Raw genomic sequence first — 26648 nt, 5'->3', positions numbered from 1 at the left:
CCCTACTCCGCCGCCTTCGCCAGCGCACCGCCGGCCCGGAATGCCGCAAGAAGCTCCGCCCGCCGCGCCCCGGCCGCCACCGCATTGGCCGCCTTCACCGGGCCGAAGCCGCGAATGGTGAGCGGCAGGCGCAGGAGTTCGCGGGCGATCTCTTCGGTGGCCGGGGTCAGCCCGGCGGCGATCTCGTCCAGATCGGTCTCGTATTGCCGGATCAGCATCCGCTCCAGCTTGCGCTCGGCACTGTAGCCGAACGGATCGAACGGCGTGCCGCGCAGGGTTTTGAAGTGTTTCAGGAGGCCCATCAGCGGCAGGAGCCAGGCGCCGAAGCGGCGCTTCACCGGGCGGCCATCGGGGCCGGTGCGGCTGAGGATCGGCGGCGCCATGTGAAGCGACAGGCGCAGATCGCCCTCGAACAGCGCTTCGGCCTTTGCCCGGGTCTCGCCCATCAGCCGGGCAACCTCGTATTCATCCTTGTAGGCCAGGAGCTTATGATAGCCCTCCGCCACCGCTGCCCGGACCGGCTCGGGCGCGGCCCCGACCCGCTCGCGGTAGCGCCCGGCCAGCGCCTTGCCCTGATAGGCGGTGAGGTGGTCGGCACGGAACGCGATCTTGTCCGCCAGGCTGTTCGGCTGCGCCATCGAAGGCCCGGCGATCCGCGCCGCAGCCGCCTGCGGATGCAGCATGGCCCAGCGGCCCAGTTCAAAGGCGCGGGCATTGGCCTCGACGGCCTGCCCGTTGAGCGCGATTGCCTCCATCAGCGCCGCATGGCCGATCGGCACCAGCCCGCATTGCCAGGCCGCGCCCAGCACCATCATGTTGGAATAGAGGCTGTCGCCCATCAGCAGGCGGGCCAGTTCCGAGGCGTCGAACAGCCTGAGCCGGTCCTTGAGCCGTGCCTCAAGAGCCAGCGCCAAACGGTCGTTTGGAATGCGAAAATCAGGATCGCGGGTGAAGGCGCCGGTGATCGTGTCATGCCCGTCCACCACCGCGCCGCTGCGCCCCGTGCGGGTGAGCGCGAGCGTGGTCGGGCTGGCCGACACCACCAGATCGCCACCGATCAGGGCATCGGCCTCGCCCGCCGCCACCCGGATCGCGGTGATGTCTTCGGGCCGTGCCGCGATGCGCAGATGCACCGTCACCGCGCCGCCTTTCTGGGCGATCCCGGTCATGTCGATCAGCGCCGCCCCGCGCCCGTCGAGATGCGCGGCCTGCGCCATGATCGCGCCGATGGTCACCACCCCCTTGCCGCCCACGCCGGTGACGATCGTATTCCATGTGCCTGAAATCGCGGGGAGGTCCGGCTCCGGCATGGCGGGAAGATCGAGCGCCTCGGCCGCCTCGCGGCGCGGGGTGCCGCCCTCCACCGTGACGAAGGAGGGGCAGAATCCGTTCAGGCAGGAGAAGTCCTTGTTGCAAGCGGATTGGTCGATGGCGCGTTTGCGGCCAAGCTCGGTGTCCACCGGCAGGATCGAGACGCAATTGGACTGCACGCCGCAATCGCCGCAGCCCTCGCAGATATCGGCGTTGATGAAGACCCGCCGGTCGGGATCGGGGAAGGTGCCGCGCTTGCGGCGGCGGCGCTTTTCGGCGGCGCAGGTCTGCGCGTAAAGAAGGACCGTTACCCCCTTGATATCGCGCAAGCTTTCCTCAACGCCGATCAACTCGTCCCGGCTGTGGCGCGCCACCTCGCGGGGGAAGGCGGCAAGGTCGATCTCTTCCTTCGGGTCATAGACCAGCACCACCTTCGCTGCGCCGGCGGCCAGCATCTCGCGGGCGATCTTCGGCGCGTCCAGCCCGCCATCGTTGCCCTGCCCGCCGGTCATCGCCACCGCGTCGTTATAGAGGATCTTGTAGGTCATCGTGGTGCCCGCCGCGATGGCCGCGCGGATCGCCATCAGGCCGGAATGATTATAGGTGCCGTCGCCCATGTTCACGAAGACATGCCCGGTGGTGGAAAACGGCGCCTCGCCGATCCAGTTCGCCCCCTCGCCGCCCATCTGGGTGAAGCCCAGCGTCTCGCGGTCCATGTGCTGCACGAGGTAGTGGCAGCCGATCCCGGCATAGGCGCGCGAGCCTTCGGGGAGCTTCGTGGAGGTATTGTGCGGGCAGCCGGAGCAGAAATAGGGCAGCCGGGCGGCGAGCGCCGGGGCATTGTCGGGCTGGGCCGCCTCGGCCAGCGTGGCGCGGGCGGCGGCGAGCCGGCCGGAGCCACGGCCCTCGGCCTCGATCAGCGCGGCGAGCTTCAGCCCGATGGTGACCGGATCGAGCACGCCATGCGCGGGAAACAGCTCCGCCCCGTCCGCATCGCGCGCGCCGAGCACCCGCAGGCCGGGCCGGCCGAACAGCAGGTCTTTCACCTGCCCTTCGATGATCTTGCGTTTCTCCTCGACCAGAACGATGAGGTCGAGCCCGTCGGCCCAGTCGGCAAAGCTCTGCCGGTCGAGCGGCCAGACCTGGCCGATCTTGTAGGCCGTCACCCCAAGGCGGGTCGCCTCGTCCTCGCCGATCCCGAGGAGGTCGAGCGCATGGGCCAGGTCGAGCCAGGATTTGCCCGCCGCGACGAAGCCGATCTTCGCCCCCGGCTGGCCGAGCCCGCGCCTGTCGATCCGGTTGGCGCGGGCGAAGGCTTCGGCGGCGGGGATCTTGTAACGGTGCAGGCGCGGCTCCTGCGGCACCCGGTCATCCACCAGCCGGATATGCAGCCCGCCCTCGGGCATGTCGATCTCCGGCGTGACGAAGGTCATCCGGTCCACCCGCCCGTCCACCACCGCCGTGCTCTCGACAGTATCCTTGATCAGCTTCAGCCCGACCCAGAGCCCGGCGAAGCGGCTGAGCGCCCAGCCATAGAGCCCGTAATCCAGCACCTCCTGCACCCCGGCGGGGGAAAGCACAGGCATTCCCGCATCAATCGCGGCGGTGTCGGAGGCATGGACCACGGTGGAGCTTTCGCCGGTGTGGTCGTCGCCCATCGCCATCAGCACGCCGCCATGGGGCGCGGTGCCGGCCATGTTGACGTGGCGCATCACATCGCCAGAACGATCCACCCCCGGCCCCTTGCCGTACCACAGGCCGAAGACGCCATCGAAGCGCCCTTCGCCGCGCAGCCCGGCCTGCTGGCTGCCCCAGAGCGCGGTGGCGGCAAGATCCTCGTTCAGCGCCGGCTGAAACCGGATATCCGCCGCCTCCAGCGCCGCCGCCTTGCGCACCATCCAGCTATCGACCGAGCCGAGCGGCGAGCCGCGATAGCCGGTCACGTAGCCGCCCGTATTCAGCCCTGCCGCCTCATCCCGCGCCTTTTGCATCAGCACCAGCCGCACCAGCGCCTGGGTGCCGGTGATCAGCACCGGGCTTGCGCTCAGGTCGAAGCGCTCGTCGAGGCTGTGGGCCTGTCTGGTCATCGTGGCGGGCAATCCTGTGACGTGGCCGCGATGCTAGAGGGCATTGCCCGGCGGGGAAACCGCTTTTCGTGCCCCGCTGCGCCCGGCCGCGCGGCGGAAACCGTGTCCCTAAAACGACAAACGCCCGCCATCCTTGGCTTTTGGCATGACGTGCCCATATCCGTGGTATACGAACGTTCACGGTAACGATTTCCGGTAGAAACATGGATTGGGACAAGCTCAGGATTTTCCACGCGGTGGCAGATGCGGGGTCTCTGACTCACGCAGGAGATTCGCTCAACCTCAGCCAATCCGCCGTGTCGCGCCAGATCCGCGCGCTTGAGGAAAGCCTCAACGCCACGCTGTTTCATCGCCATGCCCGCGGCCTGATCCTGACCGAGCAGGGCGAGCTTCTGTTCGACGCGACGAAGGCAATGGCGCAGCGGCTCGAAACCGCCGAGGCCCGCATCCGCGATTCGAAGGAAGAGGTGTTTGGCGAGTTGCGGGTGACCACCACCACCGGCTTCGGCTCGCTCTGGCTAGCGCCGCGCCTGCCCAAGCTTTACGAACAGCACCCGGATCTGAAGATCGACCTGATGCTGGAGGAGCGCGTGCTCGACCTGCCGATGCGCGAGGCCGACCTGGCAATCCGGATGAAAGAGCCAAGCCAGGCCGACCTCGTGCGCAAGCGGCTGATGAGCGTCAATATGCGGCTCTACGCCATGCCCGGCTATCTCGACGCGCATGGCCGGCCCGAGCAGCTTTCGGATCTCCATCATCACCGGCTGATCTGCATGAACACGACCACCGCGCAGGTATCGGCGGGCGCCAGCTATGTGCAGGAGCTGCTGACCTACGATATCCAGTCGCTGCTGACGGTGAACAATTACTTCGGCGTGTTGCAGGCGGTACTGAACGGCCTCGGCATCGGCGTGCTGCCCGATTATGTGGCGCAGGAATTCCCCGACCTCGAACCGGTCATGCCGTTCAGCGAATCGAAAGAAATCCCGGTCTTCCTTGCCTACCCGGAGGAATTGCGCCATTCCAAGCGCGTCGCGGCCTTCCGCGATTTCGTGACCGAGGAAATCTTTGAGTTCCGTCGCCAGGCGCAGCGCTGAGCCGGCGGCACGGAGGAGAATACGTGGCGAAGCATCCGGCCCCGCTCGCGGGGAAACTCCTGATCCATACCGGGGATCACAAGACCGGCACGACCTCGATCCAACATGCGCTGACGCGCGGCGACGTGACGCTGCCCGGGGGCCGGATCGCCTATCCGCTCGGCAAGCATCATTTCAATCACAACGGGCTGGCCGGGCGTGAGCGCGGCCGGTTCTTCTTTCAGCCCAAGCGGAGCGTCGTGCGCGACGAGCCGTTCAAGGGATTTGCCCGGCGCGCCTTGGCCGAACAGGCCGATCTGACCGTTCTTTCAGCGGAAAACCTCGAAGCGGTAGATCCCCGCGCGCTGGCCCGCGCGCTCGCCCGCCACCTGACGACCGCACCCGGTCAGCTCACCGTCACCACCTATCTCCGCCCGCATATCCCGCGGGTCATTTCGGGCCTGGCGGAGCATATCAAACTTGGCTGGTCGGCGGAAAACCCCTGGAACGGGGTCGAGGCCGGCGCCCGGGCACGGCGCAAATATACGCGCCGTCTGGCTGCCTGGCGGACGGTGTTCGGCGATGCCTACAAGGTTCGTCCGATGATCAGGGCGGAGCTGACCGAGGGCAGCGTGCTCAAGGATCTGATCGCCACCGCTCTCGGCCCCGGCGTGGCGACCTTCGCCCCCGAACACAAAAGCAACGAAAGCCTCGGCATCGAGGATCTGATGCGGCTTCACGTGGTGCACCGCGCCCTGCCCGATCTGGGCCGCGCGACACACCATGCGCTCGGCTGGATGCTCGCCGAACAGATCGACACGCTGCGCCCCGCCGGTGGCGCCTCGACGCGGCTGCGCCCGCATAAGGGCCTCGCCACCCGGCTGCGCAGCGCCTTTCGGGGCGATGCGGCCACAATCGATTCCGACTGGTTCGGCGGGCGGGCGCTGCTCGCGCAGGCGCTCGACGAAGCCGCCGACACCGCCGTGAGCGAACGGATGCCTTTACAACCGGAGGCATGGCTGACAACCGCCGAGATCGCCGCGCTGAAGGAACGGGCCGCGGAATACGGCGCCTTGACTGCTGAAAAAGGCTGGAAAGCCAAATACATGGCCGACAGGCTCGCCCGCATCAAAGCCGCGACGTCCGGCTAGAGATTCGCCTGCCCGCCGCAAGCCATGCATAAAATGCATAGCTGCATTGCAGCATTTACCCTTGAAGCATTTTCATTCCGCCCATAAATCAAGCTCAAAGCCGATCATAGAGGCAACTCCGATCGGCTTTTACCTCCCTGTTGGACTTAGGCCGGGCCTTGCGCCCGGTCTTTTTTTTGCGCACCGCGCACCTCTGCGGCGTGACGGGGCCTTTCCCCGCTTCACACCATCCCTTATGACACCGGCAAGGAAGCTGCCGCAGGGGATGCGCCGATGAGCCAAGAGCCCGAAATCACCGAAGACCTGATCGCCGCGCACGGGATCAAGCCCGATGAATATGGTGAGATTCTGCGCATCCTCAACCGGGCGCCCAATTTCACCGAGCTTGGCATCTTCTCGGCGATGTGGAACGAGCATTGCTCTTACAAATCGTCAAAGAAATGGCTGCGCACCCTGCCCACCACCGGCGACCAGGTGATCTGCGGGCCGGGCGAAAATGCCGGCATCGTCGATATCGGCGACGGGCAGGCGGTGGTCTTCAAGATGGAGAGCCACAACCACCCTTCCTATATCGAGCCCTATCAGGGCGCGGCCACCGGCGTGGGCGGGATCCTGCGCGACGTGTTCACCATGGGCGCGCGCCCGATTGCGGCGATGAACTCGCTGAGCTTCGGCGAGGTGGACCATCCCAAGACCAGGCGCCTCGTGCATGGCGTGGTCGAGGGGATCGGCGGCTATGGCAATTGCTTCGGCGTGCCCACCATCGGCGGCGAGGTGCGCTTCCACCCGGCCTATAACGGCAACTGCCTCGTCAACGCCTTCGCCGCGGGGCTGATCGACACCGACAAGATTTTCTACTCCGCCGCCTCGGGCGTGGGGATGCCGGTGGTCTATCTCGGCGCCAAGACCGGGCGCGACGGCGTGGGCGGCGCCACCATGGCCTCGGCGGAATTCGACGATTCCATCGAGGAAAAGCGCCCGACGGTGCAGGTGGGCGATCCGTTCACCGAGAAACGCCTGATGGAAGCCACACTGGAGCTGATGGCCACCGGTGCCGTCATTTCGATTCAGGATATGGGGGCCGCTGGCCTTACCTGTTCGGCGGTGGAAATGGGCGACAAGGGCGAGCTCGGCATCCGGCTCGACCTCGACGCGGTGCCGCAGCGCGAAGAGAACATGACCGCCTATGAAATGATGCTCTCGGAAAGCCAGGAGCGGATGCTCATGGTGCTGAACCCCGAGAAGGAAGCCGAGGCGCGGGCGGTGTTCGAGAAATGGGATCTCGATTTCGCCATCGTCGGCGAGACCCTGCCGGAAGACCGCTTTGTGATCATGCACAAGGGGGAATGCTGGGCCGATCTGCCGCTGCGCGCGCTTTCGGGCAACGCCCCGGAATATGACCGGCCCTGGGAAGAAACCGCCCCCGCCGACCCGCTCGACGATGTGGTCGAGGTCGACCCCATCGACGGGCTGAAGGCGCTGATCTCCTCGCCCAACTACGCCGCCAAGCAATGGGTCTATGAGCAATACGACCATATGGTCATGGCCGACACGGTGCGCGCGCCGGGCCTTGGCGCCGGTGTGGTGCGGGTGCATGGCACTGACAAGGCGGTGGCCTTCACCTCCGACGTGACGCCGCGCTATGTGAAAGCCAACCCGGTCGAGGGCGGCAAGCAGGCGGTGGCGGAAGCCTATCGCAACCTCACTGCCGTGGGCGCCCTGCCGCTCGCCACCACCGACAACCTCAATTTCGGCAACCCCGAAAAGCCCGCGATCATGGGCCAGTTCGTCGGCGCGATCAAAGGCATCGGCGCGGCGGTCGAGGCGCTGAACATGCCGATCGTGTCGGGCAACGTCTCGCTTTACAACGAGACCGATGGCGAGGGCATCCTGCCGACGCCCACCATCGGCGCGGTGGGGCTTTTGAAGAACCTCGACACCGACCTGATCGCCGGTGTGGCCCGCGACGGCCATGTCGCCCTCGTGATCGGCGAGACGCAGGGCCATCTCGGCCAGTCGGCGCTGCTTGCGGAAGTGTTCAACCGCGAAGACGGCGACGCGCCGCATGTCGACCTTGTGGCCGAGAAGCGCAACGGCGAGTTCATCCGCGACAACCGCGCGCTGATCAAGGCCTGCGCCGACCTCTCCGACGGCGGCCTCGCGCTGGCCGCCTTCGAGATGGCCGAGGCCGGTGGCGTCGGCGTGCATCTCGACGCGGGCGATACCGCGACGCTGTTCGGCGAAGACCAGGCGCGCTATCTCGTCGCCTGCAATTTCGACGAGGCCGAGGCGCTGATGGTGGCGGCGGGCAAGGCCGGCGTGCCCTGCGACACGGTGGGCCGCTTCACCGGCCACAACGTGAAGTTCGGCAGCTCCGACGCGCCGCTCGACGAGCTGGCCGCGCTCTATCGGTCGAGCTTCGAGGCCAAGGCCACCTGAGCGGCCCCGACCCCGCTCAGCCGCGCAAATCCGTCAGCACCTCGGCAGCGATCTCGAACGAGCGGATCCGCGCCTGCGGGTCGTAGATCATGCCGGTGATCATCAGCTCGTCGGGCTTCCAGGTTTCGATCAGGCCGGCCAGTTGGCGGCGCAGGGTCGCCGGTGCCCCGGTGGCGGAGCAGGAGAGCGACTGCTGCACCTGCGCCATGACCGGCGCCGGAATCTCGCTTTCGGGATCATGGGTCGGGCGCGGCAGCTTGCCCCGCTGCCCGGTTCTTATCCGCGCAAAGGCGATCAGTTGCGACGAGCGCAGATAGGCCGCCTCGTCGTCGCTGTCGGCCGCGAAGACACCGGCGGCGATCATCACATGCGGCTTGTCCAGATGTTCGGAAGGCCGGAAGGTGCGGCGGTAGACATCCAGCGCCTCCTCCAGCATGGCCGGGGCGAAATGCGAGGCGAAGGCATAGGGCAGGCCCAGATAGGCCGCCAGTTGCGCGCCGTAGAGGCTTGAGCCGAGAATCCAGACCGGCACATGGGTGCCGGTTCCGGGAATTGCCCGCACCGGCGCTGCCGGGTCGGCCTCGCCGAAATACGAGATCAGCTCCTGCACATCCTGCGGAAAACTGTCTTCCGGCGCCATGTAGCGGCGCAGGGCGCGGGCGGTGGCCATGTCGGTGCCCGGCGCGCGGCCCAGCCCAAGGTCGATCCGCCCCGGATAGAGCGTGGCGAGCGTGCCGAATTGTTCGGCCACCACCAGCGGCGCATGGTTGGGCAGCATGATGCCGCCCGCGCCCACGCGCATCGTCTCCGTCGCCCCGGCCACATGGCCGATCAGCAGCGAGGTTGCTGCGCTGGCGATACCCGGCATGTTGTGATGCTCTGCGAGCCAGTAGCGGTGATAGCCCGCCCGCTCGGCGGCGCGCGCCAGCGCAACGGTGCCCGCCAGCGCATCGGCGGCGCTGCCGCCCTCGGGAATGGGTGACAGATCGAGAAGTGAAAAATGCTGCATCGGCGCCTCCGTTGCGACAGAGCTAAGCGTTTCGTTCCGGGAAGCCAAGACCGCATCCGGTTTTGGCCGTGCGATGCCACGCGGCGCAAACACCCCTTGCCATGGCCCCGCGCCCGCGCCATCTATCGGCCATGTCGATGCTGCCCGACCTCCGCTCCGATTGCCAATCCTGCGCCGCCCTGTGCTGCATGGCGCTCGCCTTCGACGAGGGCGAGGATTTCGCCATCGACAAGCCTGCCGGGCTGCCCTGCCCCAATCTCGACGCCGGGATGGGCTGCAGCCTTTACGGGCGGCTCGAAGCGGAAGGGTTTCGCGGCTGCGCCCGCTACGAATGCCACGGCGCAGGCCAGCGGGTGACGCAGGAGCTGTTCGAGGGCCGCAACTGGCGCGACGAGCCGGAGCTGGCCCAGCCGATGATCGCCGCCTTCGCCGCGATGCGCCGGGTGCACGACGGGCTGGAATTGCTGGTCGCCGCCGGGCGGCTGGATCTGCCCGCCTCGCTGGAGGCCGAACGCGAAGACCTGCTCGAAGATTACCTGCCGGAAGAGTGGACCGAAGCCACCCTTGCCGCCTTCCTCGACAGCGGCGCCCCGGCCCGGCTCGCCGCCTTCCTGCCGCGCCTGCGCGACTGGGTGTGACAGCGCGCCCCTTGCGGGGGGCGAATTACCCGCCTATTTCTGTCAGAAACCGTCAGCAGGGAGACCACGCGCATGGCGATGGACGCACATGAGATCGAAGCGCTGATCCGGGCCGCCTTTCCGGACGCCAGGATCACGATCACCGACACTGCCGGCGACGGCAACCATTGGGCGGCGGAGGTGATCGACGAGAGCTTCCGCAGCATGAACCGGGTTCAGCAGCAGCGCGCGGTCTATGCCGCGCTCAAGGGCACGATGGACGGGCCGAACGGCGCGCTGCATGCGCTGGCCCTGACCACCAAGGCCCCCGGCTGACAGACGAGACGCGAACAGGAAGGACACTGACATGAGCGTTCAAGACACGATCCGCGACACGGTTACCACGAATGACGTGGTGCTGTTCATGAAAGGCACCAAGGAAATGCCGCAATGCGGGTTTTCGTCCCGCGTCGCGGGTGTGCTCACCTTCATGGGTGTGGAGTACAAAGACGTCAACGTGCTGGCCGACGAGCAGGTCCGCCAGGGCATCAAGGATTTCTCCGACTGGCCGACCATCCCGCAGCTTTACGTGAAGGGCGAATTCGTGGGCGGCTCGGACATCGTCACCGAGATGACCCTGTCGGGCGAACTCGACCAGCTTTTCGAAGACAAGGGCGTGGCCTATTCGAAAGAGGCCGCCGACAAGATCCGCGAAGCCAACGCCTGACCGGGCGGGGCACGCCGGAACGACAAACGCCGCCCACGGGCGGCGTTTTCGTATCAGGGGCAGCGGCCAGCGCTAGCTTGCCGCCTTCTCCTCCACCGCCATCGCAATCGCCTCGGCGCGCGCGGCGATCTCGGCCAGCGTGTCGGTCACCGATTCGGGCACGCTCGCCCCGCCGGCCCCGGCGGCGGCGCGGGCGGTGTCGAGCTGGCCCTCCAGCTCGATGATGCGTTTCTCGGCAAGCTTGAGCTGATCGTCGATCCCGGCGGTCTTGTCGGCCAGCATCAGCCCGGCCATCAGCAAAAGCCGGCTTTCGGTCAGGTGGCGGATCTGGCTCAGCAGCGTCTGCGCCTCCACATCCAGCATCTGCGCGGCGGAACGCAGAAAGTGCTCCTCGCCTTCCTGGCAGGCCACGTCGAAATCGCGGTTGCCGATGGTAATCTTCACGTCAGGCATCGGCCACTTCCTCTTCCTCGTTCCCTTCGGCGCGGGCGCCGGCCTCGGCCACCAGCGCGCCCAACTCGCCCAGCACCGCATCAAGCTCCGCGCGGTCCGCGCCCTGCGCGGCGCGCAAGGCTTCCAGTTCGGCCATCATCGACTTGTTGACCAGATGCGGCTCGGCCAACCCGGCCGCAATCGCATCGCGTAAGGCGGCGTTGTTCTCGCGCAGCTCGGCATTCACCCGCCCGAGCCGGGCGACGGCGCCTTCCTCCGTCGCCAGCAGCGCGCGCAGGCGTTCCACCTCGGCTTCGAGCGCCGCCACCGCGTGATCCTGCTTTTGCTTGATCGCGAGCACCCGCTCTTCGAGCTGGGCATTCGCCGTGCGTTCCTCGTCGAGTGCGGCGGTGAGGCGGTCGACCTCGCCGCTGTCATCCTGCGCCTCGCCCGCCGCGACCGGGCGCGACAGCCCTTCCAGCCCCGACCCGATCCGGTCGAGCGCCGCGGTGATCCTGGCCTGAAGATCGGAAATGTCCGTCATGGTCTGCCCGCTGTCTGACTGTTGTCGTTGTCGTGACCGCCGCCCCTGCCCGCGAATCGCAGGCGGTCCGGCTCGATCATGAGTGTATCCAAAGCCATTGGCAAATGCGCCCCCCTTTGCTTCCAAGCACTTGGGAGCCGCGCTTGATCTTGCCGCCCCGGCTGCTATGCACGCGGTCGACACCTATTGGCTGGAATGGGAGGCCCCCCCGTGGACATCGCAACGCTTCGTGAAAAACACCCCGACCACTGGATGCGCGCCGCTGCCGTGCGGATGCTGGCCGTCGACGCCGTTCAGGCGGCGAATTCCGGCCACCCCGGCATGCCGATGGGCATGGCCGACGTGGCCACCGTGCTGTTTTCCAAACACCTGAAATTCGATCCCAAGGCGCCGAACTGGTATGACCGCGACCGCTTCGTGCTCTCGGCCGGTCATGGCTCGATGCTGCTCTATGCGCTTCTGCACCTCACCGGCTACGAAGACATGACGATCGAGCAGATCAGGAACTTCCGCCAATGGGGCGCGATCACCGCCGGCCACCCGGAATACGGCCATGCCACCGGGATCGAGACCACCACCGGCCCGCTCGGCCAGGGCATCGCCACCGCCGTGGGCATGGCGATGGCCGAAGAAGCGCTGCGCGCGCGCTACGGGCGCAAGATGCAGGACCATTACACCTACGTGATCGCCGGCGATGGCTGCCTGATGGAAGGCGTCAGCCACGAGGCCATCGGCCTTGCAGGGATGCAGCGCCTGGGCAAGCTCATCGTGCTCTGGGACAACAACAACATCTCCATCGACGGCGAGATTTCGCTCTCCGACGTGACCGACCAGCGCAAGCGCTTCGCCGCCGCCGGCTGGCAGGTGCTCGCCTGCGACGGGCATGACCCGGAGGATATCGACCGCGCCATTGGCGAGGCGAAACTGTCGAAGAAGCCCACGCTGATCGACTGCAAGACCCATATCGGCCTCGGCTCGGCGGTGCAGGACAGCCCGAAGGCGCATGGCTCGCCGCTCGGCGCGGACAACATCGAGAAACTGCGCCAGACCTATGGCTGGAGCGCCGCCCCCTTCGAGATCCCCGCCGATATCGCCACATGGTGGGCCGGCATCGGCGCGCGGGGTGCCGAAGACCGCAAGGCCTGGGAGGCGCGCTTTGGCGAACTCAGCGAACAGCGCCAGAAGGAAATCACCCGCGTCTTCGAAGGCACCGCGCCGCGCCGGCTGAGCGCAACGATCAAGGCGCTGAAAAAGCAGATCAGCGACGAGGGGCCGAAAGTGGCCACCCGCAAATCGTCGGAGATGGTGCTGGAAGTGGTCAACCCGATCATGCCCGAAACCATCGGCGGTTCGGCCGACCTGACCGGCTCGAACAACACCAAAACCGGCGATCTCGGCATTTTCGACCCCTCCAACCGCAAGGGCCGCTACGTGCATTTCGGCATCCGCGAGCACGGCATGGCGGCGGCGATGAACGGCATGGCACTGCATGGCGGCATCCGCCCCTATGGCGGCACCTTCATGGCCTTCGTCGACTACGCGCGCGGCGCGATGCGGCTTTCGGCGCTGATGGGCATCCCCACGGTCTATGTGATGACCCACGATTCCATCGGCCTCGGCGAAGACGGCCCGACGCACCAGCCGGTCGAACACCTCGCCATCTGCCGCGCCACGCCCAACAGCTGGACCTTCCGCCCCTGCGACACGGTCGAGACGGCGGAAGCCTGGGAACTGGCGCTGACCTCGGAGAAAACCCCCTCCGTGCTGGCGCTCTCGCGTCAGAACCTGCCCACGCTGCGCCGCGAGCACCGCAACAAGAACCTCACCGCCCAGGGCGCTTACGTGCTGGCCGAGGCCGAGGGCAAGCGCCAGGCGATCCTGATCGCCACCGGCTCGGAGGTGGAGATTGCGATGGCGGCGCGCGAGGTGCTGCAGGAAGCCGGGATCGGCACCCGCGTCGTCTCGATGCCCTCGATGGAACTGTTCGCCGCGCAGGACGAAAGCTACCGCCGCAAGGTGCTGCCCGCCGGTCCGGTGCGCGTCGGCATCGAAGCGGCCCTGCGCGATGGCGGCTGGGACCGCTGGCTGCTTGGGGAACGTGGCCGCGAGGCAAAGGCCGGCTTCGTCGGCATGGAAAGCTTCGGCGCCTCGGCTCCGGCCCCGCGTCTGTACGAAGAGTTCGGCATCACCGCCGAAAAGGTGGTGGAGAAGGTCAAAGCCCTGCTCGGCTGAGCCCTTTCCAGCCTGCCCGCAGCAACCCAGCCCCCGCCCTCACCGGCGGGGGGTTTGCTTAGCCGTTCCGGCTGTCGCTTGCCAGCGGTTAACATATCCAGAAATCCGGATTTCCGGAGTCGTTGCACCCGGTTATTTCCAAGAAATATCCGATGGTTAAGTGGAAATCAGGCGGATGTCGACGCGCCGGGATCGTAGGCCCCGCCCACCGCAAGCCCGCGTCCCCTGCGCCGCACGCGGTTTCGAAACCGCGTGCCATCGCTTTTCGAAAAGCGATCCCGGCTCAGTGCCCCGCATCGGCCTTCCTGCCCGTCACCGCCGCAATCGCCGGGTTGATCAGGCGGGTCACCAGCGGGATCAGCGCGATGCCGTAGACCAGGCCGAATACGCCGTCCATCGCCGCCGTCACCGACCAGCCGACAAACCCGGCCCAGGCGTCGCTCACGCCAGCCGCGGCGATTTCGGACCAGTGGTGGATGAACTCGTAGATCGGGTGCCAGCCCAGCTCGTGCAGCCCGTGGACAACGATATTGCCCCCCACCCAGAGCATCGCCGCCGTGCCGACGATGGTGAGCGTTTTCATCAGCCCCGGCATCACCCGCACGATCCCCGCCCCGAGCGATCTTGTCGCCCCGAACCGGCCCTTCTCGACCATGGCGAGGCCGATATCGTCCATCTTCACCAGAAGCGCCACCGAGCCATAGACCGCCACGGTGATGCCGATGGCGACGATGGCGAGGGTGCCGGCCTGCATCCAGATATTCGACGGCGGGATCGCGGCGAGCGCGATGGTCATGATCTCGGCCGAGAGGATGAAATCGGTCTTGATCGCGCCGGCCACCTTTTCCTGCTCCAGATGCATCGGGTCGCCCGGCGCGTGCTCGGTCGGGTCGATCACCTGTTCATGCGGAAACAGCGCGTGCCAGATCTTCTCGGCGCCTTCGAAGCAGAGATAGGAGCCCCCCAGCATCAGGAGCGGCGTGATCAACCAGGGCGCGAAGGCCGACAGGATCAGCCCCAGCGGCAGAAGGATGATCAGCTTGTTGCGGATCGAACCCAGCGCGATCTTGCCGACGATCGGCAATTCGCGCGCCGGGGCGAAGCCGTGAATGTATTTCGGCGTCACCGCCGCATCGTCGATCACGGCGCCCGCGGCCTTGGCCCCGGCCTTCGCCGCGCCGGCCGCCACATCGTCCACCGAAGCCGCCGCCACCTTGGCGATGCCCGCCACGTCGTCGAGAAGGGCCAGAAGTCCGCTCATGTCATCCTCGCAAAACCAGTCCCCCCAAGTTAATCGCTGGCTCCCCCGGCACAAGAGGCACGTTTGCGCAAACCTATCGCCAGGGGAATGTTTGCGTTAACCTGTTGAAAATATGGCCTCTTCCTCTTGGACTCCACGGCACACCTTTGTATACCGCTCCCTGAACAGGATGAAGAGGACGCCCCATGACCGTCACCATCGGCATCAACGGCTTCGGCCGGATCGGTCGCTGCACGCTGTCGCACATTGCTACCTCGGGCCGCAATGACCTCACAGTGGTGAAGATGAACGCCACCGGGCCGCTTGAGACGACGGCGCATCTGATGCGTTACGATTCGGTGCATGGCCGCTACCCGCAGGAGGTGCGTATCGACGATGGCCGGCTCGATGTCGGCCAGGGCCCGATCGAGATGTTCTCGACCTACGATCCGGACGAGCTGGATTGGGAGGGCGTCGATGTGGTGCTCGAATGCACCGGCAAGTTCAACGACGGCACCAGGGCCGATGTCCACCTCAAGCGCGGTGCGCGCAAGGTGCTGATCTCGGCGCCGGCCAAGAACGTCTCGAAAACCGTGGTGTTCGGCGTGAACGATGAAAGCCTCACCGCCGCCGACCGGATGGTCTCGAACGGCTCCTGCACCACCAACGGGCTGGCGCCGCTCGCCAAAGTGCTGAACGACGCCATCGGCATCGAGCGCGGGATCATGACCACGGTGCATTCCTATACCGGCGACCAGCCCACGCTCGATCGCCGCCACAGCGATCTCTACCGCGCCCGCGCCGCCGCCATGGCGGTGATCCCCACCACCACCGGCGCGGCCAAGGCCATCGGCGAGGTGCTGCCGGAGCTTGCCGGCAAGCTCGACGGCACCGCCCTGCGCGTGCCCACGCCGAATGTGAGCTGCGTCGATCTCACCTTCGAGGCGGGCAAGGACGTGACGGTGGCGGACGTGAACGAGATCGTGCGCGAGGCCGCCGCCGGGCCGATGGGCCGGGTGCTGGGCTACGACCCCGAGCCGAAAGTCTCGATCGACTTCAATACCACCTCGCAAAGCTCGATCTTCGCCCCCGACCAGACCCGCGTGGTCGGCCGCACCGTGCGCGTGCTGGCCTGGTATGACAACGAATGGGGCTTCTCGGCCCGCATGGCCGACGTGGCCGCCGCGATGGGCCAGATCCGCTGAACTGCCCCGGCGCGGGCGCGGATTCCGCTTGCCCGCGCCCGTCCGATACCGCAAAAGCCGGAACATGACGAACAAGCTTGCGGTTATCCTGGCATTTCTGGTGATCGGCGTCTTCGTGGCCGACGCCTTCGCCTTCGGCGGCACGCTTCCCGTCTTCCTCGGCAAGAAGATGTTCGTCTTCCTCGACTGGCTCGCCTTCTGGCGGTGATGCAGCCGTGGCATGGCGGCCATACCTTGACTCCGCCCGGCTCTTCCCAAAGGTTGTCTCCGCGCATTTCCGCGCGCCGCGGGCCCGCCCCGGGGTGCCATCTCTAACCCAAGGATTGAGAACATGACGGTCAAAGTAGCCATCAACGGTTTCGGACGTATCGGTCGCAACGTGCTTCGGGCACTCGAAGAGAGCGGGCGCAAGGATATCGAGGTGGTCGCCATCAACGATCTCGGCCCGGTCGAGACCAATGCGCATCTGCTGCAATTCGACAGCGTGCATGGCCGTTTCCCGAACGAGGTGAAGGTGAAGGGCAACACCATCGACGCAGGCTCCGGCCCGATCGAGGTAAGCGCGATCCGCAACCCCGATGAGCTGCCCTGGGGCGATGTCGATATCGTGCTCGAATGCACGGGCATCTTCACCGCCAAGGAGAAAGCCAAGATCCACCTCGAAAACGGCTCCAGCCGGGTGCTGGTCTCGGCCCCCTCGGCGGGCGCGGACAAGACCATCGTCTATGGCGTGAACCATGAGACGCTGACCGCCGCCGACCTCATCGTTTCCAACGCCTCCTGCACCACCAACTGCCTCGCGCCGGTGGCCAAGGTGCTGAACGATACGGTCGGCATCAAGCGCGGCTTCATGACGACCATTCACAGCTATACCGGCGACCAGCCGACGCTGGATACGATGCACAAGGATCTCTACCGCGCCCGCGCCGCGGCGATGAGCATGATCCCGACCTCGACGGGGGCGGCCAAGGCCGTGGGCCTCGTCCTGCCGGAACTCAACGGCTTGCTCGACGGCGTGGCGATCCGGGTGCCGACGCCGAACGTCTCGGTGGTCGACCTCACCTTCGAGGCCGGCAAGGCCACCAGCGTTGAAGAGATCAACGAGGCAATCAAGGCCGCCGCTTCGGCCGGTCCGCTCAAGGGCATCCTCGGCTACACCGACCTGCCCAACGTCTCGATCGACTTCAACCACAACCCCAATTCCTCGACCTTCCACATGGATCAGACCAAGGTGATGGATGGCAATTTCGTCCGCATCCTCACCTGGTACGACAACGAATGGGGCTTCTCGAACCGGATGCTCGACACCGCGGTCGAGATGGGCAAATACCTCTGATCTCACCCGGATGTGACTGCTGTGGCAGAAAGGCCGCTCCCTCGGGGCGGCCTTTTTCGTTTGGTTTCAGGCCCTTCCCTGCCATGCAGCAGATGCAAGGCGGTTATCGCTAACGAGCGGTTGTGCTGCAGTGCAGCAAGGCTAGATTCAGGGCAGCAGGAATGACCAACCAGAAAAGGAGATTGTCATGGCCGCTATTGAAACCATCCGCGACGCGATTGCCAAACGGGCGCTCTACCACCGCACCGTGCGCGAGATCGAGGCGCTGCCGACCGAACTCGCCATCGAAGATATGGGGCTGAACCCCTACGACGCGAAAGCCATCGCCCGCGCCGCCGTCTACGGCCAGTGACCATGCCGCAGGACGATGACCCCGCAAAGCCGGGAACCACAGAGATACAAGCCTGACGGGCCGGACATGTTCCGGCCCTCATCTTTCCGGGGGCAGCTCAGCCGCCCCACCGCTTTCCCAAAAAATCAGACGCCCAGCTTCGCGTGCAGGCTCTCGCGCACGCCCGGGGTGACGAATTTCGACACGTCGCCGCCAAGCCGGGCGATTTCCTTCACCAGTTTCGAGGCAATCGGCTGATATTTCGCCTCTGCCATCAGAAACACCGTCTCGACCGAACTGTCGAGCGCGCGGTTCATCCCGACCATCTGGTATTCGTATTCGAAATCGGCCACCGCGCGCAGGCCGCGCACGATGATCTGCGCGCCGACGTCATGGGCGCAGTCGATCAGCAGGTTCTCGAACGGATGCGCCACGATCTCGCAGCCGCTTTCACGGGCCAGCGCGGCGCATTCGCTCTCGACCATCTCGACACGCTCTTCGAGCGAAAACAGCGGGCCCTTGTCGCGGTTGATGGCCACGCCGATCACCAGCCTGTCGACCAGCGCGCAGGCACGCTGGATGATATCGAGATGCCCGAGCGTGATCGGGTCGAATGTGCCGGGATACAGACCGGTGCGCATGGGCGTCCTCCTCGCTTGCGGGCGCACGCAACAATATTACGCCTTCGATTGCAAGGGCATTCTGCACCGCAGCGTGGCTGCGGCGCGGGCTCAGTAGCCCATGATCATGTTCTTGAGCGCCTCGGCCTGGCTGCCAAGCTCATCGAGCCGCGCCTTGACCACGTCGCCGATGGACACGAGGCCGACCATCTCGTCACCGTCGACCACCGGCATGTGGCGAAAGCGATGCTCGGTCATCACCTGCAGCACCTTGATCGCGCGGTCGCCGGGGCCGCAGGTGACAAGGGCGGTCGTCATCATGTCATCCACCTTGTCCTCAAGGCAGACCGAGCCGCGACGGCCCAGTTCGCGCACGATATCGCGTTCGGTGATGATCCCGAGCGGGTGCACGCCGTCTTGCGAAACGATCAGGCCACCGATGCGCTTGTCCGAAAGAATATTGGCCGCAGCGCCCACGGTGGTGCCCGGAACGACGGTGAGCACACCCTGTGTAGGCTTGTCTTTCAGAATCTGGCTGATGAGCATCGCATGTCCTCCGTGGATCGCCCCGAGATTGAATCGTCGCGCAGCCCGCGACACATTGTCAAGTGAGCGCTTCGAGCCGGGCCACCTCGGCGCGCAGCCCGGCGATCAGCATATCGCCCACCCGGCTCAGCCGCTCGATCCGCGCATCGCCCGCATGGCGGATCAGGTAATAGCTGCGCGTCAGCGCCACCGCCTCGGGCAGCACCTTCACCAGCCCCGGCACGAAGGGCAGCGAGAAATCATGCGCGATCCCGAGCCCGGCCCGTTCGCGCAGAAAGCCAAGCTGGACCGAAACCGCGCTGGAGCCGAGCGCGACCGTCACCGCGCCGGTCTCGGCGAGGTAGTCAAGCTCGGCATCGAAGATCATATCGGGGATATAGCCCACGATGGGATGCTGAGGAACATCCTCCAGAGCACTGATTTTCGGCGCATTTTCCAGATAGTCGCGATGCGCGACGAGGTGCAGGCGATAATCGGTGATCTTCTGCACCGTAAGCCGGCCCGCCGCCGGCGGCGAGACGGTGATGGCAAAATCCGCCTCGCGCCGCGACAGGTTGACCACCCGCGGCAGGGCGATGATCTGCAATTCCAGCCCCGGATGCTCGGCATGGATCCGGGCGCAGACCTGCGGCAGCAGGTAATTGGCGCAACCGTCCGGCGCGCCGATGCGCACCTGCCCCGACAGCCCCGCCGCCTCGCCGCGCAGCGCCTCGGCGCCGCGCGCCACCGCCTGCTCCACCGCCTCGGCATGGGCCAGCAGCCGCCCGCCCGCTTCGGTCAGCCCGTAGCCGGTGGGCGCGCGCACGAAAAGCGGCGCTCCCAACGCCTCCTCCAGCCGCGCCACGCGGCGGCCAACCGTGGCCGGGTCGCGCCGCAGCGCCTTGCCCGCCGCCGACAGGCTCTCGCCCCGCGCCACGGCGAGGAACACCTTGAGGTCGTCCCAGTCCGGCTCCACGCTCAATCGTCCTCGCCGTCCCAGTAGCCGAGGCTTTCGCCCGCCGGAACCAGCAGGCGCACATGCGGCCCGTCATGCCCGGCATAGGAGGTGATGCCGATCTTGCCGCTGTTTGGGTATTCCACCAGTTCCGGCTCCAGCCGGGTGGAAAAGGTCAGGTAACGCAGCGGCGCGTCGGAGGTGTTTTCAAGCTGGTGCGCGGTGCTGCCATCGCCCGGCGGCGCCGAGATCAGATCGCCCGTCCGCACCGGCGCGCTTTCGTCGCCGCAATGATAGCGGCCCTCGCCATCGAGGATCAGCATCATCTCTTCATTGACGTGGTGGGCATGTTTCGGCCAGGCGCGTTTGCCCGGCGGCACCACCGCAAGGCTCACGCCCAGCTTCTTCGCTCCGAGCGCCTGCGTGAGCGAGGCGAACTCGGCCATGAACGTGCCGCCATTGCCAACGGTGGCGAGGCTGGCATCGTCAAGGTTGAGGATCTGTTTCATCTGGCTCTCTCTGATTCAGCGTTTTGCATTTTCGCAAAACGCTTTTGAGAGCTTGCCGCTTTTCCCGGCAAATTTGCAAGGATAGAGTGCAGCCAACCGCAACCGGGAGGATTCCGCATGTATGAAGTCGAACACTGGATCAACGGCAAACGGGTGAAGGGCACTTCGGGCCGCTTCTCCGACATTTACAACCCCGCCACCGGCGAGGTGCAGGGCAAGGTGCCGCTGGCCTCCGTCGCCGAGATGGACGAGGCCGTCGCCAAGGCCGCCGAGGCGCAGAAGGCCTGGGCCAAGGTCAACCCGCAGCGTCGCGCCCGGGTGATGATGAAATTCGGCGATCTGATCCTGCGCGACATGGACAAGCTGGCCGAAACCCTCTCGCGCGAGCACGGCAAGACCATCCCCGATGCCAAGGGCGATGTGCAGCGCGGCCTCGAAGTGGTCGAGGTCTGCATGGGCGCGCCGAACCTGCTGAAAGGCGAATACATGGATTCGGGCGGCCCCGGCATCGACCTCTACTCGATGCGCCAGCCGCTTGGCGTGGTCGCCGGCATCACGCCGTTCAACTTCCCCGCAATGATCCCGCTGTGGAAGCTGTCGCCCGCCATCGTTTCGGGCAACGCAATGATCCTCAAACCCTCCGAGCGCACGCCCTCCACGGCGATGATGCTGGCCGAACTGCTGCAGGAAGCGGGCCTGCCCGACGGCGTGCTGCAGGTGGTGCATGGCGACAAGGAAGCCGTCGACGCGATCCTCGATAACGAGACGATCGAGGGCGTGGGCTTTGTCGGCTCGACCCCGATCGCGCAATATATCTATGGCCGCGCCGCCTCGAACGGCAAGCGCGCGCAGTGCTTCGGCGGCGCCAAGAACCACATGATCATCATGCCCGACGCCGACCTTGAAAAAGCCGCCGACGCGCTGGTGGGCGCGGGCTTCGGCGCCGCGGGCGAGCGCTGCATGGCGATCTCGGTCGCCGTGCCGGTGGGCCAGGAAACCGCCGACAAGCTGATCGACCTGCTGGTGCCGCGGATCGAAAAGCTGAAGGTCGGCCCCTACACCGCCGGCGACGATCTCGACTACGGCCCGCTGGTGACGCCGCAGGCGCGCGACCGGGTGATGGGCCTGATCTCCTCGGGCGCGGATCAGGGCGCGACCCTCGTCACCGACGGGCGCGACTTCACCCTGCAGGGCTATGAAGACGGCTTCTTCGTCGGCCCGACGCTGTTCGACAACGTCACGCCGGAGATGGACATCTACAAGGAAGAGATCTTCGGCCCGGTTCTGAGCCAGGTGCGCACCGACAGCTATGAGGAAGCGCTGTCGCTGGTGATGAAAAACCAGTACGGCAACGGCACCGCGATCTTCACCGCCGATGGCGAGATCGCGCGTGACTTCGCCAGCCGGGTGAATGTGGGCATGGTGGGGATCAACTTCCCGATCCCGGTGCCGCTCTCCTACTTCACCTTCGGCGGCTGGAAAAAGTCGGCCTTCGGCGATCTCAACCAGTATGGCCCCGACGCCTTCCGCTTCTACACCCGCACCAAGACGGTGACGGAGCGCTGGTTCCAGCACATCGCGCATGGCGGAGAATTCCACTTCAAAGCCATGGACTAACCTTCGGGTTTTGCTAAATTACGAAGGGGCCTGGAGGTTCTCCGGGCCCATTTCGTTTGGCCAGCGAGTGGGGCGCTGACATGCCAGTATCGTTCCGGATCCTCCCGGCGCGCGACCTGACGGTCGCCACCTATTCCGGCTTCGTCACCATCGACGATTCGATGCAGGCCGCGGCTGCATACGCCGCGCATCCCGATTTTCGCCCCGATCAGAAATTCCTGTTCGATTCCACGCGGGTGACAGGCCACGAGAAGGATTTTGCAAGGTTCCTGCAAATGCAGGGGCAGATGGCCGGGCTGTTTGCCCAGACCGGGCGCGACCAGCTGATCGGCTGCGTCGCTCCGAATGACACGGCGCGCGAGATGGCGCTGCTGGTCCAGCGCGGCTGGCAGAATGTGGACCGGCTGGTGATGATGATCCACGAGGACGAGGCAGAGGTGCTCGCCTTCCTCGGCCAGCCGGAAAGGAGCATCGCCGATCTTCTGGCGCCGACCGGCTCACAGCGTTGAAAACCCAATGCCATAAAGCCGTAGACTGCCACAGACGTTTCGACATGCTTTGAACATCGTATTGAGTTGCCGTTTTTTTCGAGCTGTTCCCAACCCAACGACAAGGTCCGTCGTGCCAGTCAGCTACACGATTTTTCCAAACCGCGATCTCGTGGTCGTGCATTACGAGGGCTTCGTCGGGCTCGACGAGACCATGGTCTCGATCGACACCTATGCGCGCGACCCGGATTTCCGCCCCGACCAGAAATTCCTGTTCGATCTGTCGCGCGTGACCGGGCACGAAACCGACTTCCTGCGGTTCTTCCAGATGCAGGGGCAACTGGTCGAGGTTTACGGCCAGACCGGGCATGATCAGCTGTTCGGCCTCTATGCGCCGACCGGACCGGCGAAAGCCATGGCGAATCTCGGCTACCAGAGCTGGGAGAGCGTGCCCGCCATCGTGATGCTGATCCATCACGACGAGGCAGAGGTGCTGCGCTTTCTCGGCCAGCCCGAAACACGGATCGCCGATCTTTTCGCCAGCATCGAAGCAGAGCGCTGATCGCGCCACGTCACACCCCCTCACATTCACGAGAGAGCATGGAACACCCGGTAGCGGCATCGCCCGCTTGATGCTACCGAACGGGCAACGAGCACTCCGAATACAGGCATGACCATGTCCCAGATCTCCCGCCGCGGCTTCATCGCCGCCGCCACCGCCCTGCCCCTCTGCGCTCCCGCCGTGCTGCGCGCCGAAACGCCGCAAGCCAGCATCGAGGCCGACAGCTTCACCCGCCGCAACATCTCGTCCTTCACCACGATGAACTGGCAGGATCATTTCGAGAGCCTCGGCAAAGGCGCCATCGTCGCCGACACGGTTTCGCGTGCGCTTCACTTCTGGTCGGGCGACGGCGAGACCTACAAGCTCTACCCCACATCGGTGCCGCGCTCCGACGAGCTCACCAGGCGCGGATACAGCGAGATCGTGCGCAAGAAAGTCGGCCCGACCTGGACGCCGACGGCCTCGATGCACGAGCGCTTCGACGATCTGCCCGAGGTTATGGGCCCGGGCCCCGACAATCCGCTGGGCACCCATGCGCTCTATCTGTCCTGGCCCGCCTATCTGATCCATGGCACCCACGACACCCGCAAGATCGGGCGGCGCAGCTCCGATGGCTGTATCGGGCTCTATAACGAGAAGATCGCCGAGCTTCATGACCTCGCCCCGATCGGCACACAGGTACGTCTGGTCTGACCCCCGGCCGCCGCACCTGCGCGCTTGAGGCTTGATCGCGGGCCGCCGGTGCCGCACACTGAGCCGATCTGCTGATGGGGATCGGTGGCAAGATGGGTATCGCAGTTCAGGTCTTTCCCGCGCGCGGGCTGGTGTTTGTCCGCTATGACGGGATCATCAATATCGCCGAAAGCAACGCGGCCTTTGCCGGCTACATGGCCGATCCCGGCTACCTGCCCGGCCAGCGCCAGTTGATCGACCTGCGCGACGCCACCGGCTGGGAGCCGGACTTTCCCCGCCTGATGGCGCTGCAGGCCAGGAAGGCCGAGGCCATCGCCCAGCCCGGATATGAAACCCTGTTCGTCTACCACGCCCCCGACGACACCAGCCGCGCCATCGCCCAGACGGTGTTGCGCTCCTGGGATGGGGTCGGCAGCGTGGTGCCGCTGATCATCGACACCGAGGCGGAGGCGCTGGCGGTGCTCGGTCAGCCCGAACGCAGCTTCGCCGACCTGCTGCAATCGGCCTGAGCGCGCGCGCCTGCGGCGGAGCGCACGCTTGCCCGGGGGCCGGTTTCCTGCCACGTTTCAACGGCAGGCGTAACAGCAAGGGGGAACGGGATGGCCACGGCAAGCCCGGATTTCACCATCGGGATCGAGGAGGAATACCTGCTCGTCGACCGCGAGACGCTGGCGCTGGTCGAGGCGCCCGAAGGTCTGATGGAAGCCTGCAAGGCGGAACTGGACGAACAGGTTTCGCCCGAATTCCTGCAATGCCAGATCGAGATCGGCACCCATGTCTGCGGCTCGGTCCCGGAGGCGCGCGCCGATCTCGCCAAACTGCGCAAGACGGTGGCCCAGCAGGCCGATGCGCTCGGCCTTGCCCCCATCGCCGCCTCCTGCCACCCGTTCGCCGCCTGGCGCGACCAGCATCATACCGACAAGGAACGCTATAACGAGCTGCGCCGCGACCTTGGCGGCGTGGCCCGGCGGCTGCTGATTTCGGGGATGCATGTGCATGTCGGCCTGCCCGACGAGGAAGACCGCATCGACGTGATGAACCAGCTCACCTATTTCCTGCCGCATCTGCTGGCGCTCTCGGCCTCGTCGCCGTTCTGGCAGGGCGAGGATACCGGGCTGGCCTCCTATCGCCTCACCATCTTCGACAACCTGCCGCGCACCGGGCTGCCGCCGCAATTCGGCTCGTGGTCGGAATACCAGCGCTCGGTGAAGGCGATCGTCGATCTCGGGCTGATCGAGGATGCCTCGAAAATCTGGTGGGATCTGCGCCCCTCGGCCCGCTTCCCGACGCTGGAGGCGCGGATCTGCGACGTGTCTCCACGGATGGAAACCACGCTCACCCTGGCCGCGCTGATCCAGTCGCTCACCCGCTTTCTCTGGCGGCTCAAGGGGCAAAACCGGCGCTGGCGCATGTACGACAATTTCCTGATCGCCGAAAACCGCTGGCACGCGATGCGCTACGGCACAACCAACGGGCTGATCGACCTCGGCCAGCGCAAGCTGGTGCCGTTCGAGGTGCTGGTGGAGGAAATGATCGAGCTGGTGCGCGACGACGCCGAGGCGCTCGGCTGCCTCGCGGAAGTGGAAAACGCCCGCAATATCCTCGCCACGGGCACCGCCGCCGACCGGCAACGCCAGGTCTATCAGGATGCGATTGAGGCGGAGATGCCGGTGGATGAAGCCCTGCGCGCGGTGGTGCGCCACCTGATCGACGAGTTCGGCGCGGGGCTGTAAGTCCGCTGCGGCGCGGCGATGCCTGGGGCTCCGGCGCCGGACGGATCAGTCTCCGCAAATCCGGATAAGTGGAGATGGAAACGGCACGACCGGGTGGCCCCGCGATCTCCAGAAATCCGGATTTCTGAAGATCGGGGGCACTGTGAGAACGCCGTCACCCTGTTGTTTCAAAACAATTTTTTCCGCGCCGCGCCCGAGTCACACAAGGTTAACGAATACTTGCGCGGCCGCGATGCCTCACCGCCGCCGCGTCCAGCCCCAGAGGCTCAGGATATCCACCGCCACATGCGCCGCCGCCATGGCGGTGATCCCGGCATGATCGAAGGGGGGCGAAACCTCCACCACATCGCCGCCCACCAGCGTCACCCCCGCGATGCCGCGCAAAATGGCCGAGGCCTGCGCCGACGAAAGCCCGCCCCAGACCGGCGTGCCGGTGCCCGGTGCGAAGGCCGGATCAAGCCCGTCGATATCGAAGGTGAGATAGGCAGGCGTATCGCCCACCACCTCTCTGATCCGGTCGGCCACCCGTTCCGGGCCGGTCCGGTGCACCTCCGGCGCGTCGACGATGGCGATCCCCATCGGATCGTCATTGGTGGTGCGGATGCCGATCTGGATCGACTTTTCGGGCAGGATCAGCCCTTCCTTCACCGCCTTGTAGACGAAGGTGCCGTGATCGACGCGGGCCGGATCGTCGTCGGGCCAGCTATCGGTATGGGCGTCGAACTGGATCAGTGCGAGTGGCCCGTGCTTCGCCACATGGGCGCGCAGGTTCGGCAGCGTGGTCGAATGGTCGCCGCCCAGCGTCACCACCGCGCAATCCTGCGCGAGAATGCCCGCGATATGCGCCTCCAGCGCGGCGGGAAAATCGGCGGGCGCGGCATAGTCGAAGGCCAGATCGCCGTAATCGGCGATGGCGAAGTCACTCATCACGTCATAGCCCCAGCCATAGGGCGCATCGGGGCTTTGCAGCGCCGAGGCTTCGCGGATCGCGCGGGGGCCGAGCCGCGCGCCGGGCCGGTTGGTCACCGCCTGATCGAAGGGCGCGCCTGTGACGCAGATATCGGCCCCGCTCAGATCTTTGGTGAAGGTCCGCCGCAGGAAGGTGGGCAGGCCGGAAAAGGTGTTTTCAAAGCTCGGCCCCTTCATGCCATCGCGGGTGATCGCGGTGTCGACCTGCTTTTTCGCGTCTTCCAGAGCCATGGTCGTCTC

The 26648-nt window shown here is 66.0% G+C and carries 27 protein-coding genes; 17 read left to right on the top strand and 10 right to left on the bottom strand.

All coding sequences use genetic code 11. The annotated features are described in order from the left end of the window. Positions 1–2: 2 nt before the first annotated feature. On the bottom strand, positions 3–3398 hold the full coding sequence (locus QMG28_RS09345) for an indolepyruvate ferredoxin oxidoreductase family protein (protein ID WP_281841968.1): 3396 nt from the start codon (positions 3396–3398) through the stop codon (positions 3–5). A 203-nt stretch (positions 3399–3601) separates the two neighbouring features. On the opposite strand from QMG28_RS09345, the gene QMG28_RS09340 reads away from it, so the two are divergent. The 3 genes from QMG28_RS09340 (at position 3602) to purL (ending at position 8064) form a co-directional block, all read left to right on the top strand. Then, a complete protein-coding gene (locus QMG28_RS09340) occupies positions 3602–4495 on the top strand; it encodes a LysR family transcriptional regulator (protein ID WP_281841967.1) in 894 nt (297 codons plus the stop codon). A gap of 23 nt (positions 4496–4518) precedes the next feature. Then, positions 4519–5625: a hypothetical protein gene (locus QMG28_RS09335; RefSeq protein WP_281841966.1), complete on the top strand. Its 1107-nt coding sequence runs from the start codon at positions 4519–4521 to the stop codon at positions 5623–5625. Positions 5626–5898: 273 nt separating this feature from the next. Further along, entirely contained in the window at positions 5899–8064 is a 2166-nt protein-coding gene (gene purL, locus QMG28_RS09330) for a phosphoribosylformylglycinamidine synthase subunit PurL (protein ID WP_281841965.1), read from the top strand. A gap of 16 nt (positions 8065–8080) precedes the next feature. On the opposite strand, the gene QMG28_RS09325 is transcribed toward purL, so the two are convergent. Further along, the gene (locus QMG28_RS09325; protein WP_281841964.1) at positions 8081–9073 is read right to left on the bottom strand and encodes an LLM class flavin-dependent oxidoreductase; all 993 of its coding nucleotides are present in this window, start codon (positions 9071–9073) and stop codon (positions 8081–8083) included. A 131-nt stretch (positions 9074–9204) separates the two neighbouring features. Here QMG28_RS09325 and QMG28_RS09320 point away from each other — a divergent pair, with 131 nt between their 5' ends. The 3 genes from QMG28_RS09320 to grxD all read left to right on the top strand — a co-directional run bounded on the left by QMG28_RS09320 (position 9205) and on the right by grxD (position 10417). Then, the gene (locus tag QMG28_RS09320) at positions 9205–9711 is read left to right on the top strand and encodes a GatB/YqeY domain-containing protein (RefSeq protein ID WP_281841963.1); all 507 of its coding nucleotides are present in this window, start codon (positions 9205–9207) and stop codon (positions 9709–9711) included. A 72-nt stretch (positions 9712–9783) separates the two neighbouring features. Then, on the top strand, positions 9784–10026 hold the full coding sequence (locus tag QMG28_RS09315) for a BolA/IbaG family iron-sulfur metabolism protein (RefSeq protein ID WP_281841962.1): 243 nt from the start codon (positions 9784–9786) through the stop codon (positions 10024–10026). Between the two features lie 31 nt (positions 10027–10057). Beyond that, positions 10058–10417: a Grx4 family monothiol glutaredoxin gene (gene grxD, locus QMG28_RS09310; protein WP_281841961.1), complete on the top strand. Its 360-nt coding sequence runs from the start codon at positions 10058–10060 to the stop codon at positions 10415–10417. Between the two features lie 72 nt (positions 10418–10489). Here the strand turns inward: grxD and QMG28_RS09305 are convergent, their stop codons facing one another. Both QMG28_RS09305 and QMG28_RS09300 read right to left on the bottom strand, forming a co-directional pair. Next, the gene (locus tag QMG28_RS09305) at positions 10490–10870 is read right to left on the bottom strand and encodes a cell division protein ZapA (RefSeq protein ID WP_281841960.1); all 381 of its coding nucleotides are present in this window, start codon (positions 10868–10870) and stop codon (positions 10490–10492) included. Then, positions 10863–11393, bottom strand: a complete 531-nt coding sequence (locus QMG28_RS09300) for a hypothetical protein (RefSeq protein WP_281841959.1) — start codon at positions 11391–11393, stop codon at positions 10863–10865. The genes QMG28_RS09305 and QMG28_RS09300 overlap by 8 nt, the downstream gene beginning before the upstream one ends. A 210-nt stretch (positions 11394–11603) precedes the next feature. Here QMG28_RS09300 and tkt point away from each other — a divergent pair, with 210 nt between their 5' ends. Continuing rightward, positions 11604–13625: a transketolase gene (tkt, locus tag QMG28_RS09295; protein ID WP_281841958.1), complete on the top strand. Its 2022-nt coding sequence runs from the start codon at positions 11604–11606 to the stop codon at positions 13623–13625. Positions 13626–13908: 283 nt separating this feature from the next. Here tkt and QMG28_RS09290 read toward each other — a convergent pair whose 3' ends face one another. After that, positions 13909–14886 (bottom strand): DUF808 domain-containing protein, encoded by a 978-nt coding sequence (locus QMG28_RS09290; protein ID WP_281841957.1) that lies wholly within the window; start codon positions 14884–14886, stop codon positions 13909–13911. Between the two features lie 185 nt (positions 14887–15071). On the opposite strand from QMG28_RS09290, the gene gap (QMG28_RS09285) reads away from it, so the two are divergent. The 4 genes from gap (QMG28_RS09285) (at position 15072) to QMG28_RS09270 (ending at position 17758) form a co-directional block, all read left to right on the top strand. Beyond that, positions 15072–16070 (top strand): type I glyceraldehyde-3-phosphate dehydrogenase, encoded by a 999-nt coding sequence (gene gap, locus QMG28_RS09285; RefSeq protein ID WP_281841956.1) that lies wholly within the window; start codon positions 15072–15074, stop codon positions 16068–16070. A 64-nt stretch (positions 16071–16134) separates the two neighbouring features. Then, positions 16135–16278, top strand: a complete 144-nt coding sequence (locus tag QMG28_RS09280) for a glyceraldehyde-3-phosphate dehydrogenase (protein WP_281841955.1) — start codon at positions 16135–16137, stop codon at positions 16276–16278. A 123-nt stretch (positions 16279–16401) separates the two neighbouring features. Further along, positions 16402–17406, top strand: coding sequence for a type I glyceraldehyde-3-phosphate dehydrogenase (gap, locus tag QMG28_RS09275; RefSeq protein WP_281841954.1), 1005 nt, complete (start codon positions 16402–16404; stop codon positions 17404–17406). A 187-nt stretch (positions 17407–17593) separates the two neighbouring features. Next, positions 17594–17758, top strand: a complete 165-nt coding sequence (locus tag QMG28_RS09270; RefSeq protein ID WP_281841953.1) for a hypothetical protein — start codon at positions 17594–17596, stop codon at positions 17756–17758. A 125-nt stretch (positions 17759–17883) separates the two neighbouring features. Here the strand turns inward: QMG28_RS09270 and coaD are convergent, their stop codons facing one another. From coaD to QMG28_RS09250, 4 genes are all read right to left on the bottom strand, one after another. Beyond that, positions 17884–18378 carry a pantetheine-phosphate adenylyltransferase gene (gene coaD / locus QMG28_RS09265; protein ID WP_281841952.1) on the bottom strand — a complete coding sequence of 165 codons (495 nt, stop codon included), beginning with the start codon at positions 18376–18378 and terminating at the stop codon, positions 17884–17886. 90 nt (positions 18379–18468) lie between these two features. Beyond that, complete coding sequence (locus QMG28_RS09260; RefSeq protein WP_281841951.1) at positions 18469–18903, bottom strand: CBS domain-containing protein; 435 nt, start codon at positions 18901–18903, stop codon at positions 18469–18471. 58 nt (positions 18904–18961) lie between these two features. After that, a complete protein-coding gene (locus QMG28_RS09255; RefSeq protein WP_281842049.1) occupies positions 18962–19858 on the bottom strand; it encodes a LysR family transcriptional regulator in 897 nt (298 codons plus the stop codon). Positions 19859–19860: 2 nt separating this feature from the next. Continuing rightward, positions 19861–20346 carry a cupin domain-containing protein gene (locus tag QMG28_RS09250; RefSeq protein ID WP_281841950.1) on the bottom strand — a complete coding sequence of 162 codons (486 nt, stop codon included), beginning with the start codon at positions 20344–20346 and terminating at the stop codon, positions 19861–19863. A 117-nt stretch (positions 20347–20463) separates the two neighbouring features. Between QMG28_RS09250 and QMG28_RS09245 the strand changes: the two genes are divergently transcribed. The 6 genes from QMG28_RS09245 to QMG28_RS09220 all read left to right on the top strand — a co-directional run bounded on the left by QMG28_RS09245 (position 20464) and on the right by QMG28_RS09220 (position 25439). Further along, a complete protein-coding gene (locus tag QMG28_RS09245; RefSeq protein WP_281841949.1) occupies positions 20464–21963 on the top strand; it encodes a CoA-acylating methylmalonate-semialdehyde dehydrogenase in 1500 nt (499 codons plus the stop codon). Between the two features lie 80 nt (positions 21964–22043). Continuing rightward, positions 22044–22472, top strand: coding sequence for a hypothetical protein (locus tag QMG28_RS09240; protein ID WP_281841948.1), 429 nt, complete (start codon positions 22044–22046; stop codon positions 22470–22472). Between the two features lie 112 nt (positions 22473–22584). Next, positions 22585–23013 (top strand): hypothetical protein, encoded by a 429-nt coding sequence (locus QMG28_RS09235; protein ID WP_281841947.1) that lies wholly within the window; start codon positions 22585–22587, stop codon positions 23011–23013. A gap of 108 nt (positions 23014–23121) precedes the next feature. Further along, the gene (locus tag QMG28_RS09230; protein ID WP_281841945.1) at positions 23122–23706 is read left to right on the top strand and encodes a L,D-transpeptidase; all 585 of its coding nucleotides are present in this window, start codon (positions 23122–23124) and stop codon (positions 23704–23706) included. 92 nt (positions 23707–23798) lie between these two features. Further along, the gene (locus QMG28_RS09225; protein WP_281841944.1) at positions 23799–24215 is read left to right on the top strand and encodes a hypothetical protein; all 417 of its coding nucleotides are present in this window, start codon (positions 23799–23801) and stop codon (positions 24213–24215) included. A 90-nt stretch (positions 24216–24305) separates the two neighbouring features. Continuing rightward, a complete protein-coding gene (locus QMG28_RS09220; protein WP_281841943.1) occupies positions 24306–25439 on the top strand; it encodes a carboxylate-amine ligase in 1134 nt (377 codons plus the stop codon). A gap of 237 nt (positions 25440–25676) precedes the next feature. Here QMG28_RS09220 and speB read toward each other — a convergent pair whose 3' ends face one another. Beyond that, positions 25677–26639 (bottom strand): agmatinase, encoded by a 963-nt coding sequence (gene speB / locus QMG28_RS09215; protein ID WP_281841942.1) that lies wholly within the window; start codon positions 26637–26639, stop codon positions 25677–25679. Positions 26640–26648: the final 9 nt, after the last annotated feature.

The sequence above is a fragment of the Sinisalibacter aestuarii genome (assembly GCF_027923545.1).
Classification (GTDB): domain Bacteria; phylum Pseudomonadota; class Alphaproteobacteria; order Rhodobacterales; family Rhodobacteraceae; genus Sinisalibacter; species Sinisalibacter aestuarii.
This window is presented reverse-complemented; position numbering and strand designations above follow the sequence as displayed.